This window comes from Paenibacillus sp. MMS20-IR301, assembly GCF_032302195.1.
GTDB lineage: Bacteria > Bacillota > Bacilli > Paenibacillales > Paenibacillaceae > Paenibacillus_AQ.
Map to the genome: position 1 here is coordinate 2,723,715 of NZ_CP135275.1, position 16,654 is coordinate 2,740,368.

The 16,654-nt window shown below is 52.7% G+C and carries 15 protein-coding genes; 3 read left to right on the forward strand and 12 right to left on the reverse strand.

Annotated elements, in window-relative coordinates; all coding sequences use genetic code 11:
- Nucleotides 1–128 precede the first annotated feature (128 nt).
- Nucleotides 129–1,175: an aromatic ring-hydroxylating dioxygenase subunit alpha gene (locus LOS79_RS12165; RefSeq protein WP_315419905.1), complete on the reverse strand. Its 1,047-nt coding sequence runs from the start codon at nt 1,173–1,175 to the stop codon at nt 129–131.
- 342 nt (nt 1,176–1,517) lie between these two features.
- On the opposite strand from LOS79_RS12165, the gene LOS79_RS12170 reads away from it, so the two are divergent.
- On the forward strand, nt 1,518–2,060 hold the full coding sequence (locus tag LOS79_RS12170) for an NADPH-dependent FMN reductase (protein WP_315419907.1): 543 nt from the start codon (nt 1,518–1,520) through the stop codon (nt 2,058–2,060).
- Between the two features lie 96 nt (nt 2,061–2,156).
- Here LOS79_RS12170 and LOS79_RS12175 read toward each other — a convergent pair whose 3' ends face one another.
- On the reverse strand, nt 2,157–3,239 hold the full coding sequence (locus LOS79_RS12175) for a helix-turn-helix transcriptional regulator (RefSeq protein ID WP_315419909.1): 1,083 nt from the start codon (nt 3,237–3,239) through the stop codon (nt 2,157–2,159).
- A 133-nt stretch (nt 3,240–3,372) separates the two neighbouring features.
- Between LOS79_RS12175 and LOS79_RS12180 the strand changes: the two genes are divergently transcribed.
- Nucleotides 3,373–4,512, forward strand: a complete 1,140-nt coding sequence (locus LOS79_RS12180; RefSeq protein ID WP_315419911.1) for a saccharopine dehydrogenase family protein — start codon at nt 3,373–3,375, stop codon at nt 4,510–4,512.
- An 85-nt stretch (nt 4,513–4,597) separates the two neighbouring features.
- Here LOS79_RS12180 and LOS79_RS12185 read toward each other — a convergent pair whose 3' ends face one another.
- From LOS79_RS12185 to sbnA, 10 genes are all read right to left on the reverse strand, one after another.
- Nucleotides 4,598–5,554 carry an NAD-dependent epimerase/dehydratase family protein gene (locus LOS79_RS12185; protein WP_315419913.1) on the reverse strand — a complete coding sequence of 319 codons (957 nt, stop codon included), beginning with the start codon at nt 5,552–5,554 and terminating at the stop codon, nt 4,598–4,600.
- Between the two features lie 215 nt (nt 5,555–5,769).
- A complete protein-coding gene (locus LOS79_RS12190) occupies nt 5,770–6,591 on the reverse strand; it encodes a methyl-accepting chemotaxis protein (RefSeq protein WP_315419915.1) in 822 nt (273 codons plus the stop codon).
- A 69-nt stretch (nt 6,592–6,660) separates the two neighbouring features.
- Nucleotides 6,661–7,434 (reverse strand): DUF817 domain-containing protein, encoded by a 774-nt coding sequence (locus LOS79_RS12195; RefSeq protein WP_315419917.1) that lies wholly within the window; start codon nt 7,432–7,434, stop codon nt 6,661–6,663.
- A 35-nt stretch (nt 7,435–7,469) separates the two neighbouring features.
- On the reverse strand, nt 7,470–7,688 hold the full coding sequence (locus LOS79_RS12200; protein WP_315419919.1) for a helix-turn-helix domain-containing protein: 219 nt from the start codon (nt 7,686–7,688) through the stop codon (nt 7,470–7,472).
- Nucleotides 7,689–7,698: 10 nt separating this feature from the next.
- The gene (locus tag LOS79_RS12205) at nt 7,699–8,187 is read right to left on the reverse strand and encodes a DUF2975 domain-containing protein (protein ID WP_315419921.1); all 489 of its coding nucleotides are present in this window, start codon (nt 8,185–8,187) and stop codon (nt 7,699–7,701) included.
- A 221-nt stretch (nt 8,188–8,408) separates the two neighbouring features.
- Nucleotides 8,409–9,515 (reverse strand): GerAB/ArcD/ProY family transporter, encoded by a 1,107-nt coding sequence (locus LOS79_RS12210; protein ID WP_315419924.1) that lies wholly within the window; start codon nt 9,513–9,515, stop codon nt 8,409–8,411.
- Nucleotides 9,516–10,781, reverse strand: a complete 1,266-nt coding sequence (locus tag LOS79_RS12215) for a Ger(x)C family spore germination protein (protein WP_315419927.1) — start codon at nt 10,779–10,781, stop codon at nt 9,516–9,518.
- A 24-nt stretch (nt 10,782–10,805) separates the two neighbouring features.
- Entirely contained in the window at nt 10,806–12,317 is a 1,512-nt protein-coding gene (locus tag LOS79_RS12220) for a spore germination protein (RefSeq protein WP_315419930.1), read from the reverse strand.
- A gap of 49 nt (nt 12,318–12,366) precedes the next feature.
- Nucleotides 12,367–13,332 carry a 2,3-diaminopropionate biosynthesis protein SbnB gene (locus LOS79_RS12225; RefSeq protein ID WP_315419932.1) on the reverse strand — a complete coding sequence of 322 codons (966 nt, stop codon included), beginning with the start codon at nt 13,330–13,332 and terminating at the stop codon, nt 12,367–12,369.
- 16 nt (nt 13,333–13,348) lie between these two features.
- On the reverse strand, nt 13,349–15,559 hold the full coding sequence (sbnA, locus tag LOS79_RS12230) for a 2,3-diaminopropionate biosynthesis protein SbnA (RefSeq protein ID WP_315419935.1): 2,211 nt from the start codon (nt 15,557–15,559) through the stop codon (nt 13,349–13,351).
- Between the two features lie 168 nt (nt 15,560–15,727).
- Here sbnA and LOS79_RS12235 point away from each other — a divergent pair, with 168 nt between their 5' ends.
- Nucleotides 15,728–16,567: a YheC/YheD family protein gene (locus LOS79_RS12235; RefSeq protein ID WP_315419936.1), complete on the forward strand. Its 840-nt coding sequence runs from the start codon at nt 15,728–15,730 to the stop codon at nt 16,565–16,567.
- The last annotated feature ends 87 nt before the right edge of the window (nt 16,568–16,654 follow it).

Consider the following 16,654-nt stretch of genomic DNA (forward strand, 5'->3'; position numbering starts at 1 on the left):
GTAGTCATAATAAAAAAAGCGCGCCAGGCAGAGACTTCCGTCCCATGCACCAGGCGCGCGGTAATAATAGCGTACTTACTCTTTTATATAGTTGTTTTAACTTGCGCCATGCAAGCCCTCTCCCGCGGTCAGGAGGTATAATTCTGCCCGAGGCCCAGGCTGCTGAGCAGCTGTCTGTAGGCAATCGATGTGCGGTCTGCCGGGATATGGGCTTCCGCCTGCAGATCGAGCGGTAAATCCTCCGGCGTCTGTGATTCCACCATCTCCGCATCCTCCTGGAAGACCTGCAGATTGAACTTAATCGTATCTTCCACAGGAGCACTCTTGTCAAAGTTGCGTGAAATCGGGCAGAACAGTCTGGTATAACGTGCGGATACCGGGGAGGCGCAGTTCAGAATCTTCAATCTGCCCTCATCCGGAAAATAAACAGTCAGCATCGCTGCAAACGGAGCGAATACGCGGAATTCACGCAGCCACTCGAAGCCTTCCGGCGCAGGATTCTCTTGTCCTTTACCATAATTGCTGACCGTGCTCCAATATTCAGCCACCAGCTCCGTCTCCCCTTCCCGCCAGACTTTGTATTGCGGAACCTCTGTATTATTACGGTCCCCGAAGGTTGCCGTATGCACGTAAGCGAAATGGGACACATCCAGGAAGCCTTCCATCTGCCGCCCGGAGGAGCCGGCGATATCGAAGCTCGGAATAAGAATATTGATGTAATCGGGATCATCCCAGGCCGGGAAGGCCGGAATCTGCTCCGGCGCACCGCCGAGGCAGGTCCAGATCAGACCATAGCGCTCCACTGCGGGGTAGACGATCAATTTCAGCTTAGGCGAGATTTTGGATTTGGGATGAGCGGGAACAGCCGTACACTTCCCTTCGCAGTTATAGCGAAAGCCGTGATACGGGCACACAATTTCGCCGTTCTCAACCCAGCCTTTACTTAAGGGGGCACCGCGGTGGAAGCATAAATCCCGGGCAATGACCACCTTCCCCTCACTGCGGTACAAGACCAGCTTCATATCCAGCAGCTTGACCGCAACCGGGTCATCTTGAATCTCATCTGCCGCCGCAACCGGGTACCAGTACTGGGCCAGAATCCGCCAGTCTTCAGGCGAGAAGGTGCAGTCACGCGGCAGCTCAAGCTCAGCTGGTTTTCTTTTCTCCTCTATCATGGCCGCTCCACCTCGCAATTTGTATAGAAATATAATTTCATTAAGCAGATGTTAGAATATATAACTTATTGTGTGTATTTTATACTCGTTTTGTGATAAAAATCAATTACAATTTATGATTATTTGTTTAACCGCCCAAATCAGGCCTGTGAATGTTATGCATTATGACATAAAAGGCATTCCACTCTACAATTCAGGCTGGAATTCTTCTGGTGCGGATTCAAGTAATTTTCAATTTTTATAGTTTCAAAAAATAACTTGCTTTATTTAAGTTATAAGCTATAATAAAAGTCATAAGAGCCGCTTCAAAAAACTGTAAACCAAATTCGAGGAGGAATTACAATGTCAACTTTAAACATCGGAATTATTCTGGGAAGTACCCGCCAAGGTCGCGTAAGCCCGCAGGTAGGCGAATGGGTGAAAGGTATTGCTGATGCCCGTGGAGATGCCAACTATGAAATCGTTGATATTGCCGACTTCAAGCTGCCGCTGCTAGGGGAAAGCAACAGCTATGCTGAAGCACAGGCTTGGGCTGCCAAGCTGGCTACACTGGACGGATTCGTATTTATTGTACAGGAATATAATCACAGCCTGACCGGAGCACTCAAGAACGCCCTTGATTCTGCCCGTGAAGAATGGAACAACAAAGCTGCCGGTATTGTCAGCTACGGTTCAGCCGGAGGCGTCCGGGCCGCTGAACATCTGCGCGGAATCCTCGGCGAGCTGTCTGTGGCCGATGTGAGAGTACATCCGCTGCTCTCGCTGTTCACAGATTTCGAGAACGGCTCGGTGTTCAAGCCAGCCGATCTGCATATCGCTAACGTTAATGCGATGCTGGATCAGGTTCTGGCCTGGAGCGGTGCACTTAAGACTTTGCGCCAATAAACTGTAAATATAAACAGGGGCATCCCGAGGCAGCAATGTAACAGCTGCCTCAGGATGCCCCTGATTTGTGTTGCCGGAGTATGTATTCAGAGCACGCTACTGTGACAGCAGCCTGCGGATCAGCTCTCTGCGGCTGGACACGCCCGCTTTGGCAAAGATGGACTTCAGGTGATCCTGTACTGTATACGGTGAAATATGAAGTGATTCTGCCAGCTCTTTGGTGGATAATCCGAGCGACAGCATCCCGGCCAGCTCCCTCTCACGGGCGGTTAAGGCAAAGGCATCTGCCAGCAGGCGGAAGATATCCGAAGGCCGTGTACTGGTAAAAGAAACCGCCAGCGCAGCATCCGGACCGTCAAGCCTGCTGGCTGTTACGGTCAGATAAGCCCCATCCCCCGTGAGCAGGCAGACCTTCGCCCGTGAAGCCGGGCCAGCGTCGTCAGCCAGGCCAGCCCGCACCTGTTCCCCGGCCAATACCCGCAGGGCAACGGCACGGACCGGTCCCGGCAGGCTTCCCGCCTCCAGCCGTTCTGCCCTCCGCAGCTGCTCCAGCCAGTTATTCGCTGCAGTATTCGTACTCACCGGTATCAGCCGGTCATTCAGTACCATAATCCCGTTATCCTCCGGCTGACGTTCCATGGACCATACCTCTGCCGGCGGCGAAGAGGCATAATGTCTGAGCCCGTCAGCAATATACGGAGCAATGGAAGCTATTGCGGTACACTCCCCGGCCCCGAACAGGGGACTGCCGGATTGACGGAATAAGGTCAAGAAGCCCCAGCATACCCCTCCGGCCATAAGTGCCGCCCGCAGCTCATCACCGAACCCGGCCGGCTGCAGCACTTCACGGTAACGTTCACTTTGCTCCAGCTGCCCCCCAGTCACACCGCTTAAGCAGGCCACCGGAATTTCCGCCTGGATCAGCTGTTCATGCTTCATGTAATCCCCATGCAGATATTCATATTCAAACAATTCAGAGTGGACAGCCTCCAGTCCCTGCTCCGTCACCGCACCGGTAGTTAACAGCGTGTGCGGATCAACTGCTGTGCAGCAGGCAGCGGCAAACGGAATTACTGTCCGCAGCTTAGTAATTACCGCCTCCCTGTACTGCTGCGAATCTATGGCAGACCCTGCCCTGCCCGGGTCCAGCTGAATAATAGCCTTCATTACCTCGTTCATCCTGATGTCCTCTCTAAATCCCATAAATGTGGGATGGTCTCAAGCCCCGATCAGCGGGATAATTAATCATAATTCTTATTATATCCCAGGCAAGGCAATACTACATTCAATATTCAAGGACGGGGAGCAAATCATGAAAACAGATATAGTAGTCATCGGCGGGTATGGGCATGTAGGGTCACAGATTTGCAGGCTGCTCGGAGCAGAGCATCCGGGAAAGGTCTACGCAGCTGGGAGGAATCTGCAGCGGGCGGAAAGCTTCAGCCGTTCTACCGGCGGACAGGTGAAGCCGCTGCGCCTGGCAGCAGAGGAACCGCTGAGTCAGCAGCTGCTGGAGCGGACGAAGCTGGTAGTGATGTGCCTCGATCAGCAGGATACCCGGCTTGCGGCAGCCTGTTTACAGAGCGGCACGCATTATGTAGATGTCTCGGCGAGCGGGGAGTTTCTGCAGCAGGTACAGCTGCTGGCCCCGGTGAAGAATCATCTCCGGGCGGCTGCGGTACTAAGTGTAGGACTTGCTCCCGGGCTGACAAATCTGCTTGCGGCCAAGGCGGTGCAGGAGCTGGATCGGGCGGAGCTGATCGACATCTCCATTATGCTTGGGCTTGGTGACAGCCACGGACAGGCTGCCCTGGAGTGGACGGTAGACCAATTGGGCTCAGCCTTTGAGATTACAGAACACGGCAAGCTGCGCAATGTATCAAGCTTCAGGGACGGCAAATCCACTGAATTCGGATTCAGCCTGCGGAAGCGTACAGCCTACCGGTTTCCGTTCTCGGATCAGCAGACCTTGCCGGCCACACTGAATGTACCCTCGATCTCCACACGCCTGTGCTTCGATTCCCGCACGGCCACCGCTGCAGTTGCCCTGCTGCGCAGTCTGGGCTTGCCTGCCCTGCTGCGGATCAAAGCCTTCCGCAACCTGGCGGTCAAGGCTTTCGGCAAATTCCGTATCGGCTCCGAACAGTACGCCGTTAAGGTAGATGCTTACGGTACCCAGGCTGGCAGCCCTGTGCAGATTGAATACGGGATTGAAGGTGTGCATGAAGCAGCTGTCACAGCTGTAACTGCTGCTGGTGTTGCTCTTCATATTTACAATGCACCGCCGGAGCCCGGTGTCTACCACATTGAGCAGCTGTTCTCACTGCAATCAGACGGACAGCGACTCCTCCTGGCAGCCTCAGATAAGGGCCAGCCTGGAAGCAGCAAAGCTTATCCGCTGGAAGGTCTCCGCTTCTGGACCCGGACTGGCAGTGGCAGCAGTTCTGAATAAAATATATTAAAGATTTATTCAGTGAACGAAGCAGCGGCAGAAAAAGACGCATTTATGTCTTAGACTGCCGCTGTTGTTAAGACCTTTACTTTTCAAACCACTTGTGTTCGACCATATAGGCAACACTTTCCTCCACTGTTTCCAAGAGCGCATGTCTCGGGGAATACTCGATCAGGCGTTTTCCTTTTTCGATACTGAAATAACCGCTGCGGACAATATGATAGTAGGTGCGATCAATATAATCCTTGTCCTTCGTATAGCCGCACCATTCCTCCCACGGAAGAAAAGTGATGTTCTCCTCCTGCCCAAAGTAGCGGTACATCGCTTGGGCATACCCCAGTAAAGTAATAGATTCATCACCTACTGCATGGAAGCTCTCGCCTAATGCTGCTTTCCTATGTGTGATGCTATTAAAGAAAACCTGTGCTACATCGTCTGCATGTACATGATGCAAGGTCTCCATTCCGAAATTAGGAAGTGCAATTTCTTGTCCGCGCCGGATCTTGTCAAATATCCAATAATCATGATTGGCCGTTGGATTCATAATAACCCAGCCTGGACCTGAAATCTGGCCCGGCATAATAACGGTCTCCGGAAAACCTTCCTGCCGGTACAGATTATGCAGGTATTCCTCGCTTTTAGCCTTCTGAATTCCATATTCCTCTAATGGGAATTTAGCCTGATCTTCGATGACCGGCATCGTAGTAGCCCTTCCATGAGCCCATATAGACGAGCAGAAAAGATAATGGGACAGATTCGTCTTCTTAAGGGCTTCTGCCATACTCATTGTATCTCCCAGCGTAAAGTTGATGAGATCGACGACTACATCTGCGTTCAAGGCAGCAATTTTCCTTTCAAATTCTCCATCCGGTTCCTTAGTTCTGTCAAGGATAATTTGTTCTACCTCTCCCCAGGCCGTATCTTCCTTGTAAGGTTTACTTTGACCGCGAGTAATACTAATTACTTTATGACCTGCTCTGACTAACTTAGGAACAAGATAAGTGCCAATATGACCACTTCCACCAACGACAACAACCTTCATTGTGACTCCTCCTCTTTTTTGTTTTTACTGAAAATATCATAATGTTGCTGTAATGAGAGATATGGGATCGTTAATAAAGTTTAGCCCTTAGAGTCAACTCTAAGTCAAGGTTCTTTCAATAATATAAATCCGCTGTTTGCAGTTACCGAGAAAGCTGCTCTCTGAACGCAGCAAGGCGGCCGTATACATAACGGCCGCCTTGCTGACGTGAACAGCTATTGAATTACGGATGAGATGAACCGTGACATTTCGCTGCTGGTCTCATTCAGGGAATCGATAACATCACTGAACCGGGTGACCAGCTCGGCTTGTGCCGAAGAGGATACAGCAATCGCCTCGATCTCCTGCTCCATCTCCCGGATGGAACGCTGTACGGCAGCGAGTGAGTCTTCAATCGTTTTTGTTGCTTCCTTCGTATGTACCGACAGCTTGCGTACCTCCGCTGCTACTACCCCGAAGCCTGCACCCTGTTCTCCGACCCGCGCAGCTTCAATCGCCGCATTCAGGCCAAGCAGATTGGTCTGCTCAGATATCTCACGGATGAAGCCCGCCACCTTGTTTACCTGCTTGGATTCTTCCACCGTCTTGCGGGAATTATCCAGAATTTGCGCTGTGGTTGCCGACAGCTCTTCGGACTGGGCTGCCACATTCTGGACCATATCTACCAGCTGGCCGCTGATCTGATTAATGCTCCCGGTCAGCTCCTCCATCTTATCCTCATTCTCCAGGGTATAGGCGATCGCAAAGGCGCCGATAACCTCTCCCTCTGCATTATAAATCGGCACTGCCGATGAGATGACAGTCGCTCCATACAGCTCAGGCGACAACCGGTTCGTCGTTGCCCGTCCAGCCAGCGCGTTCCCGAGCGACGGATCATCAGGCGGTACCGGACTTCCCTTGGCAAGTCCGAAATCCAGGATTTTACTCGGGGCGTAATAATGAAAAATTTCTTTATCCGTAATTCCAATCATAATATCCTGTGCGTGAATCTGCTTAAAAAACGGTGCTGCTGCAACTAAAGCTGTCAAATTGTCCATAAGTATCTCCTAAATGTGAATGTTTATAATCATTATCGTCACATTTAGAGAGTTAGTGAAGAGACAATTCTATCCTTTCGTTAACCCTCCCGCCTTAACATGCTTAAGCTGGGCTACAATGATGACGCTGATAATGACCAGCAGAAACCATGAGCTGATCTTGCCAAGCCCAACCAGATGCCAGGCCTCGTGCTGATCCGGGTATTTCCAGGCATTGAAGAAGGTAGCAATATTCTCGGCCAGCCAGATGAAGAAGCCCACAATAACGAAGGCGAGCGTTAACGGCATCCGGTAAACCGTATCCCGGACCGTATAAATAATCCATGTCCGCCAAAAAACAACCACCACCAGCCCCGTCAGCCACCAGCGGAAATCCGGAATAAAGTGGTGGGTGAAAAAGTTCAGGTAGATCGCTCCCCCCAGCAGCCCCGCAGCCGCCAGCCCGGGCCAGCCCGTCATATCCATCTTCAGCCTGCGCCAGATCTGGCACATGAAGCTGGCCACACTTGCATACATGAATCCGCTGTAGAGCGGCACACCGAGCAGCTTCGTAAACCCCGGCTCGGGGTAAGCCCAGGAGCCCATTCTGATTTTATAAATCTCCAGCATCAGACCAATAACGTGAAAGACACAGATCACCTTAATTTCATCCAGCGTCTCAAGTCCGGTGCGGTACATCAGGTATTGCACCGTAAGCAGAATCAGAAGAATGGCATCATACCGGTGAATGAAGGGAATCTCTACGGCGCTGGTAATCACTAACGTGGAGAAAATAGCTACCGGAAATATGCAGCTCATCGCCTGATGATAACCGAAATGCAGCAGCTGGATGACTGGTTTCAATGTTCTCCCTCCTGTCCAGTACAATCTCTTATGAATCAGTAATCAGCTGAATCCGGGGTGTATTCCAGTATATCTCCGGGCTGACAGTCTAATGCCTTACAAATGGCCTCCAGTGTGGAAAAACGGACCGCCTTCGCCTTGCCGTTCTTGAGAATAGACAGATTAGCCATCGTGATTCCCACCCGCTCCGACAGCTCGGTAACGCTCATCTTCCGCTTAGCCAGCATCACATCTACATTGATAATTATCGCCATAGTAGTCACCTCAGACGGTCAGGTCATTTTCAGATTTTATTGCAATCGCTTCGGTCAGAAGCTTCTGGAGTACAGCCGCGAATACAGCAATCACCATCGCCGCCAGAATAATAATCATACCGATCACGATAATTCCCGGGGCATCGTCCCGCTCAGCCATAAGATAGAACAGCGGCATACCCAGGGCAAACATTCCGCTGATGGCGACTGCACAGTATTTAATATTCTTCAACACCTGTACCGAGGTCTCTGAGAACGCCTTGTTCCGGTCGATGTAGCCAAGCAGCTTAAAGGCCTGATAGAGGGCAATGTAAAAAGGCAGTGCCGCCCCGTACAAATCAATCATCACCAGTACCTGTATGTAGGACAGATCCGGATACAGCTCTGCCGCGAAACCAGCGATCTCGGGCACTACAAATACACATAGTGCAAGTGCAGCCAAGGCAAACAGCAGAATCACTGCCTTCAAAAAAGTGGTCGAACCCGGTTTACGTTTCATTGGCTGAAACACCTCTCTTCGTAATTATGCATTCAATTTATCACATAATTTATCGTTTATCAATATATTTAGATTGATTTAAGATACTTTATTATTGTTGTTCCAGTTTTTACACCGGGAATTGGAGTCAGCAAAAAAAAAGGTACGGAATTAATTCCGCACCCCATGTAAGCCAAAAGGCATCCTTAAGCTCTCCAGGAACCTACCCGGTAAATAGTATTTTAGGCCCGTCTCGACTTCTTCCTTCTCCCCTTCACTACAGAAACCATCCACAGAAACAGCGGAATCGCCACCATATTGACAGGCAGCACATAACGGATCCAGATGCCCTTCAGCAGCAGCCCGGCCGGAGGGTTCATTATGATCACCACCATCGTGAGGATGAATGTTAAAGGGGCCACGTATCCGAGGGTCTGCTTCCAGATGCCAGTCTTGCCGATCCACTGGGCGACCCCGTAGCTGGTAATGAACATATAAATGGACAGCTTAACGAAGATGCAGACGAGCCAGACCGCCATTACGAAGATATCCATATTCTGAATGAACTCCATGAGGTAGACCAGCTTGACCATTTCGAAAAAAGGAAACTGCAGCCGTCCGCTTACCGCCGGGCCGAAGGTCATAACAACCCACACCACACCGAGCAGCAGCAGAAACGATGAGATGGCTACACCCAGCAGCAGCGCCTTGCGCGTCCCCTTGCCGGGATGCTCCACGAAGGGAAACAGCATCATTAGCGAGACTGCTTCCCCAAGCAGTGAAGTTGGTGCAAGCGCCGCCTCCAGAATCGGCCCGGGGCCGGTATCCGCATATACAGGCAGCAGCATTTGCCAGCTGAGATTATTGAACGTCAAGCCAAAGGTCAGTGCAAGGATCAGCATCAGAATGGGCCCCCACAACTCACTGACCTTGCCGACGGCTTCAATTCCCCCATGATACACCGTGTAGAACACAACGCCAATCATGGTTCCGATGACCACCCAGGAAGGTGTTTTGTAGAGGACACTCAGGCGGATGAACAGAAATTCATCACGCAGGATCAGACTCATCACCCAGAACCACTGGAGCAGAAACGGTATGACGATCAGCTTACCGGCCCATTTTCCCAGAATAGACACGCTGAACTCAATTAAGGTCTGCCGGGGATGCCGGGAGCTCAGGCTTGCTGCAATGAAGGTAATGGTGAGTCCACCGGTGCTCGCCAGGATGTAGGAGATCCAGGCGTCCTGCTTGGCATACAATATGGTAGCTGTCATCGAGATCAGCAGGTTGATTCCGATCTCCATCATCATAATCATCCAGAACAGCTGGCGGTTCGTGATCTTCATCTACTTCTCACCACCCTCTCGCGTCGGCAGCAGGGATTCCCCGGTGATGCCTGTTCCGGTAAGATTAAGCTTCACCTTAATGTCCAGCGGGACCTCCGGGAAGATTGTCTCCCAATCGCCGGCCAGCTTCTTCCAGCGGTAAGGATGATTGCGGTGAATAAGGTCTCCCAGTCCGAAGATGTCACATTTGAACTCCTTCTGCACCTTCGTGACAACCCTTTTGACCTTCTCCTCGAGATATTGGTTCATCCGGCCTTCTACTTTATTTACATTCGCCAGCTTGGAAAGATTCAGCGGGGAGTCATTCTCTTCAATAAAACCGTTGCCTTCAAGTAAGATTTCAAACCGCGGAAGGCTGTCATCATTAAAGACAGGCTTAATATGGCTTTTGAACGAATCCACATTGACAGTGACCGCCTGTCCCTTGGTGGCTCCGGAGAGCGCATCAGCCGCCCGCTTGCCTCCGCTTTCTTCAGCATCAACCGGGTTGATGAGCGTGGTGAAGGTCCGGAACGCCAGACGGTTCGTCAGCCAGAGCCGGACCCAGTACTCATCATAGTTCAGGTAACCTGCCAGCTTAAGCGACATATTAAAAATGGCTGCACCGTACAAGCTCAGTGTCGTCTGCGGCGGACTGTCATTCTTGCTCCTCTTCTCAATCTTCCTCTCCGGTTCGACAATCGCCAGCGCCGGCATCACCCCGCAGCCTGTCCCATTAGCCATGATGAAGAAGTCGAGCAGGGAGCGGCTGATGGGAGCACCGCTTTTCTCCTGAATCTTCTGGACGGCAATCGCCGGGTTGGTCTCAAGCTGGTAAGCCAGACTCATCGCTTCCTGTGCTGTCCCTCCCTTGACGACAAAGATATTCGTCCGCGGCCTGACCATCGGACTTCTGCCGTATTCGTCCAGAATCGGAAATACACTCTGCTGTGCCAGCTTCTCCCCGATGAAGATATTCCGCCGGTGTCCCGGAAACAACACCCTGGACAGCTTTCTTTGCATATTCTGCTCGGCATCCCGGTTGTTCTTGCCGTAGGCGCTTTCCGTCAGGAAGCCGGAGCGTCCGCCTTGCTCTCCGCCCTGCTGTCCGCCGGATTTGGAGGCAAGCGGAAGGACCAGATTTGCTGTAGCCAGATAGTCACCCTCTTCTGTCAGATCCATGCCCCAGCCCAGGACAATCGCCTGGTCATTCAGCTCCTGGCGGTCCCAGCAGCCGGTCAGGACAAGCGACAGGGCAATGACGATGCAGATTAGTTTTCTGAACATACGCCCGCTTCCCCTCCCTGACTGTTATTTCCTGCGTTTCGGGAACCGCTCCCGCTTGCCTTGGGCCAGCCAGGGCATAAGCATGCGCATCTTCGGCTTGGGCGCACGCACGAACACATCACTCAGATTGTCGGTCGACAGCGGTGCATAAGGAGCCATATAAGGCACGCCGAACGGCTTCAGCATAACCATATGAACGGAAAGCGCGATAAGGAACAGCACTATACCGTAGAAGCCGAGAATGCCGGCGGCAATCAGCAGCGGGAACCGGAGCATCCGGTAGGCCGTCCCCAGGTTATACAACGGAAACGCAAATGACGCGATCCCTGTCAATGACACGATAATGACCATCGGTGTGGAGATGATGCCTGCCGCTACTACAGCTTGTCCGATAACAAGTGCTCCGGCTATGCTAACCGCAGGACCGACCTGCTGGGGCAGCCTGATTCCCGCTTCCCGCAGGCCTTCGAAAATAAATTCCATAATCAGTGCCTCAATGACTGCCGGCAGCGGGACCCCTTCCCTGGCCGAAGCAATGCTTACGACCAGAGGTGTTGGAATAACCTGCAAATGATATGTGGTCAATGCCACATATAAAGAAGGCAGGAGCAGCGAAACATGTACAAACGTATATCGGATCCAGCGGACAAAGGTGGCATACATGAATCTGTCCGTATAATCATCAACAGCCTGCAGGCCGGACCAGTAGGTCATCGGCACGATGAGCACAAATGGTGTATTGTCCGTAATAATGATGACTTTGCCCTCCAGCAGGCTGGAGACCGCGACATCAGGCCGTTCTGTATTCTGGATTTGCGGAAAAGGCGAGAATGAATCGTCCTCTATATATTCCTCAATATTGCTGGAGTGGATCACACCATCAATTTGAATTTTTTGCAGGCGTTCCCGGACTTCCTTCAAGAGGCTTTCCTTCACGATGCCTTCCATATAACCGATTACTATCTCCGTATCCGTAATACTGCCAATCGTCATACGCTCCAGCTTCAGCTTCGAGGAATGAATCCGCCGCCGCAGCAGTGAGGTATTCGTCTGCAGTGACTCCATGAACGCATCCCGCGGACCGCGGACGACCTTCTCCGAAGTGGCTTCCTCAATCGAGCGCTGCTCCATCTTGATCAGGTTTGCCAGCATCACAAAGGCATTGCCTTCGGTGAAAATTGCCGTTTCTCCGCGCAGGATCGCTTTGAGCGCTGCCTTCATTCCATATACTATGCTTACTTGCAGGCTTGGAATGAATATTTCCTTCAGCTCTACATCCCGGCCTTTATTCACTTCAGAGCTTCTGCGGAAGTGCTCAATAAGCGGCTGCAGCACGAATTCATCCACGGCTTTAATATCACACATGCCTTCGACATAGATCAGTGTTGCCCGGGTGATCCCGTCAATGCTGCAATTCCGGTACATAATATCTGAACAATTCAGGAGCTCCAGCTGCACCCGCCCGACATTGTCCTTCAGATCGGGATAGAGCACATCTGATTCATCCTGCCTGCTTCCTGTTGTCTGCTGTTCCATACGGCAATCCCCCTATGTTGGTATTTGCCGCTGCTGGTGAAATTATGCATCATGCAAGTTCAGTCCCGTTCCCGGTCTCCCGGGCTTTATTCACGTAATACACCGCTATAGCGATATCGAACACACCCATACCCATTGGACAAAAGAACACCGGCTCTGCTGAGCTTAATCCGCGGAGGCTGCCCCGGCAGACCACATCGGCAAGGGTACTTGTGCCTGAACGGGTCAGCCCCTGCCGCAGATGAAGCTGCTCAATATCTGTGTTCTCACGGCAGACTTCCTCCCAGTCATCCACGATAACCGCCTTCACCGGAGCCAGTGCCTCCGGCTTGTAATCGCGGAGCGATACATTCAGCAGCAGGCTGCCCCGGGCAGGCGGGATATCGATATAACGGTGATCCGACACGGTACAGGTAATGAAGATATCGGAGCTTACATACACTTCCTCCCATGATCCCGCCGCCTCCAGTCTATCCCTGTAGTGTTCTGGCGCTCCGGACAGATCCGCTCCTTTAATATCGTATATCCGGACCTTGCTGATCCGGTCGCCGTAAAGGGCCATAGCCATTTGGCAATGGTATTGTCCGATCGGCCCCCACCCGATAATTCCCAGCTGAATCTCCTCCTGCGGCCGTTCCCGCAGGTAATAACGGATCATCAGCCCGCTGACCGCTGCCGTTCTGACAATGCTCGGCAGCGGCGAGTTCAGCACTGCCGCAGGCTGCCCGGTATCCGGGTCATTCAATATAATGACACTATGCGCGCGCGGAAGACCGGAGTAGATGTTATCCGGGAAGCTGGCAATCCACTTGATGCCTGCCGCATTCACCGCTCCCCCTGCATAAGCAGGCATGGCAATGATCCGGTTGCGGGGATTCTTATAGCGCAGGTAAGGCTTCACCGGCTGGGCGTAGTCGCCGGAATCAATAAGGTGTACCGCTGCTTCAGCCGCATCAGCCAGCGCCGGCCAGTCAAGACCGGCTGCCCGGAGATCACGGTCATTTAAGTACAGCATGCTGCTGCCTCCTTTGTCAGGACAGGAATTCTTCGGCGCCAATCCGCACCTCCGGCCCGAACTGCTCATCACTCCAGGTATCCGAGTACACCGTATCCAGATAACGCTCGCCCTTATCATGCAGGATGGCTGCGCAGACTGCCCCGTGAGGAATCCGGTGCTTCATCTGCCGGACGGCGGCAAGGACAGCACCGGAAGAGGCGCCCGCCAGAATCCCCTCCTTACGGGCAAGGGCCCGGCAGCTCATCACCATTTCCGCGTCTGTAACATGCACAATATGATCCATCAGGTCCGGCCTGCAGAACGGCGGCACGATCCCCGCGCCAAGGCCAGGGAAGCGCCGTTTCTCCTGACTGCCGCCGAAGATGGCACTGCCCGCTGCATCTGCAGCCACAATTTTTGTCTGCAGCCCGTTATCCTTCACATATTCAGCCAGCCCGCGGATCGTCCCGCAGGTACTGACGCTGCAGAACAAATAATCCACCCGGCCCAGCTCGGCTATAATTTCTTGCATCGTGGTATGGTAGTGTGACAGATAATTGTCCGGGTTGGCATACTGGTTCGGCCAGTAGCTGCCTTGAATTTCTGCCTGCAGCGCCTGCACCCTCAGCAGCCTGGCCGGCAGGAACTCGCCTGTAACGGGATCCGGAAGGGCGACCTTATCAATGACCGCGCCTGCTGCCTTCAGAATCTGCAGATTCGTGTCCGTGGTTCTGGGGTCCACCACACAGATGAATCGAAGCCCCAGATACTGGCAGATCATCGCCAGGCTAATAGCCATATTTCCCGAACTCGATTCAATAATCACGGTTCCCGGCCCGATGCGCCCTTCCTTCCACGCCTCACGGATCATCCGCAGCGCGGGCCGGTCTTTAGCGCTTCCGCCCGGGTTCAGCAGCTCCAGCTTGGCGTACACACCGAATCCGCTGCCTTGAAACAGACGGTTCAGCTTAACCAGCGGCGTCTTGCCGATGGCCGATAATATACCGCCGCTGAAGTCCGGCTCTGCACCGCCTGCCGCTGCGCTTGTCTGAACATACAGCTTCTTGTTCTTCACCTGCCCGGCCTCAAGCGTCTCCTCTTCCGTCGCCAGAACGACGGCGATATCATCCAGCAGATGGTTGCGGATCATCAGGCCGATTTCGGGAATGCAGTCTCTGATGGCTTCCCGGATCGCCGGGACAACGGAAGGATCTGCCGATTTGCTTTTGATATACACTGCAAGTGCATTATCCCTGACCCGGACCCGGATGATTGCATCCTCGAGCTGGCGGTAGACGACCTGTTCAATATCATAAATACTGATCTTCTCTCCATGCTTCAGTTCCCGGCCTACCCGCTTCACGATGGAACCGAAGCTCTGCTTCTCCACGCCGTTTACCATTATGCTCCGGAAATCCCTTATCACATCATAGGTCACAAACCGGAGCGCAGGCAGCAGCCGGCGTACAGTTGAAGTAAGCACAAGGATGCGCTCATCCGTGCCCAGCGGCTGCAGCCCCTCTGACAAATCAGCTGTTCCGACCGCCTCCGCTGTAATGCCGTCCACAAAAATATACCGCCCGTGCTCATGGCTGTAATACGCGATGGTTCCCATTTCAATGGAGCCGTACGTGTCGGTAATGTCCTGCGGCGCAAGTCCAAACAGGCGGGCCATATTCTTCTGCCACTCCAGTGTGGCGATTTCTCCGACCAGAATAATTTTGCGGATTCCGAACGACCGCGGGTCCTCCGCCGCATGTACAATATGGTCAAGAATGGACGGCATGGTATAGAGCAGACCGGGCTTGAACGACTGGATCCGCTCGATATGCTGCTCCACCGGCAGCTCAAATGGAATGGAGTCCGGTACCAGCCCGAGCTGTTCGAATATCGCGAGTGCTGTATTCGCTGCATGTCCGGTCCCCATATCCGCAAGCGCTCTTGTACATCCGCTTCCGGCAAGCAGCTCGCCGAACAGCTTTGTTTTGATGGCGATGTAGTGCCTGTCATCTTCCTCAGAGTAAACAATAGCCTTGCGGCGCCCCGTACTTGTCCCTGATGTCCGGTAGACTGCAAGTGCAGGATCAGGGGTACTTGAATAGTAATGGGCCTCCAGTATATCTGAAGTCAGCAGCGGAAGACTCTGCAGACTGTAACTCATGGCCTCCCCGCCGATAAGCTCCTTGTACCAGGGGAAATTCGTAATGACTTCATGCACTTTATCCCGCCAATTATCCAGCAGCATCCCCGCCGCCTCCCGCTCCGGCTGCCGGCTGCAGCCCTTATATAATCAACACCTTCCATATCCATATGTAGAGGTCTCCGGATATGTTCTGCCTATGACGCTGCCCAGTCAAAATGTGATCCGTCACCGTACTATGGCCTATACAAACCATATAGACGGAGGCTCCATATGAAGAAGCAAGCAAGCCGCATATCCAATAAGCTGACCAAGACAAGGGTACTGGCCGGAAGCCGGGAGTTACAGAGGCATATTCCGGCAACGCAGAGAATGAGCAAGCATGCACTTCATCTGATGCTGAAAAAATATAAGATGGTCTACATCAAGCCCTGCTGCGGTTCACTGGGCGAGGGGGTAATCCGGGTTGAACAACGGCAGCTTAATAACAGGAGCAATCCGCAAGAACGTAATCCTGTCCGGAAGGGCAAGCTGTCCTACCGCTATCAGGCAGGTCTGAAGGTAAATACGTTTAGAGACTACGATCAGGCTTATAAGGCCATATTAGAGGAATCCGGAGGGAAGCCGTATCTGGTACAGAAAGGAATCCGTCTTCTGTCTTACAGCGGACGGCCGTTTGATATCCGCGTAATGGTACAGCGTAATTCTGAGGGAAAGTGGGAAGCTACAGGAGCGGCAGGACGCGTCGCGCATCCGCAGAAGGTGGTTACAAACGGGAGTCAGGGAGGGAGCATCTATCCGGTGGAGGAACTGCTGAGTGCATACGCCGGCATAGAGAAGCGCAGTGCACTAATCGCACAAATGAACGAGCTTGGTGTAAAAACCGCTATTCAGCTAAGCTCAGTCTATCCGGCTCTGCAGGAGATCGGGGTGGATCTGGCGGTAGACCGGCGCCTTGCCCTCTGGATACTTGAAGTCAACACCGCCCCCGATCCCTGCCCGTTCACCAAGCTGAAGGACACCCGTATGCTGGACCGGATCATCCGGTATGGTAAAGCTTACGGGCGCACCTACAATCTGAAGTGCATGAAGGCAAAGCGGGGGATGATGTGAACGGCAGTGCTTATTGATTCACTTAGGGTAGACCTCAAATTTGCGTAATCAATGACAAGGTCGTATAATAAGTTCTTAAGAACTCGA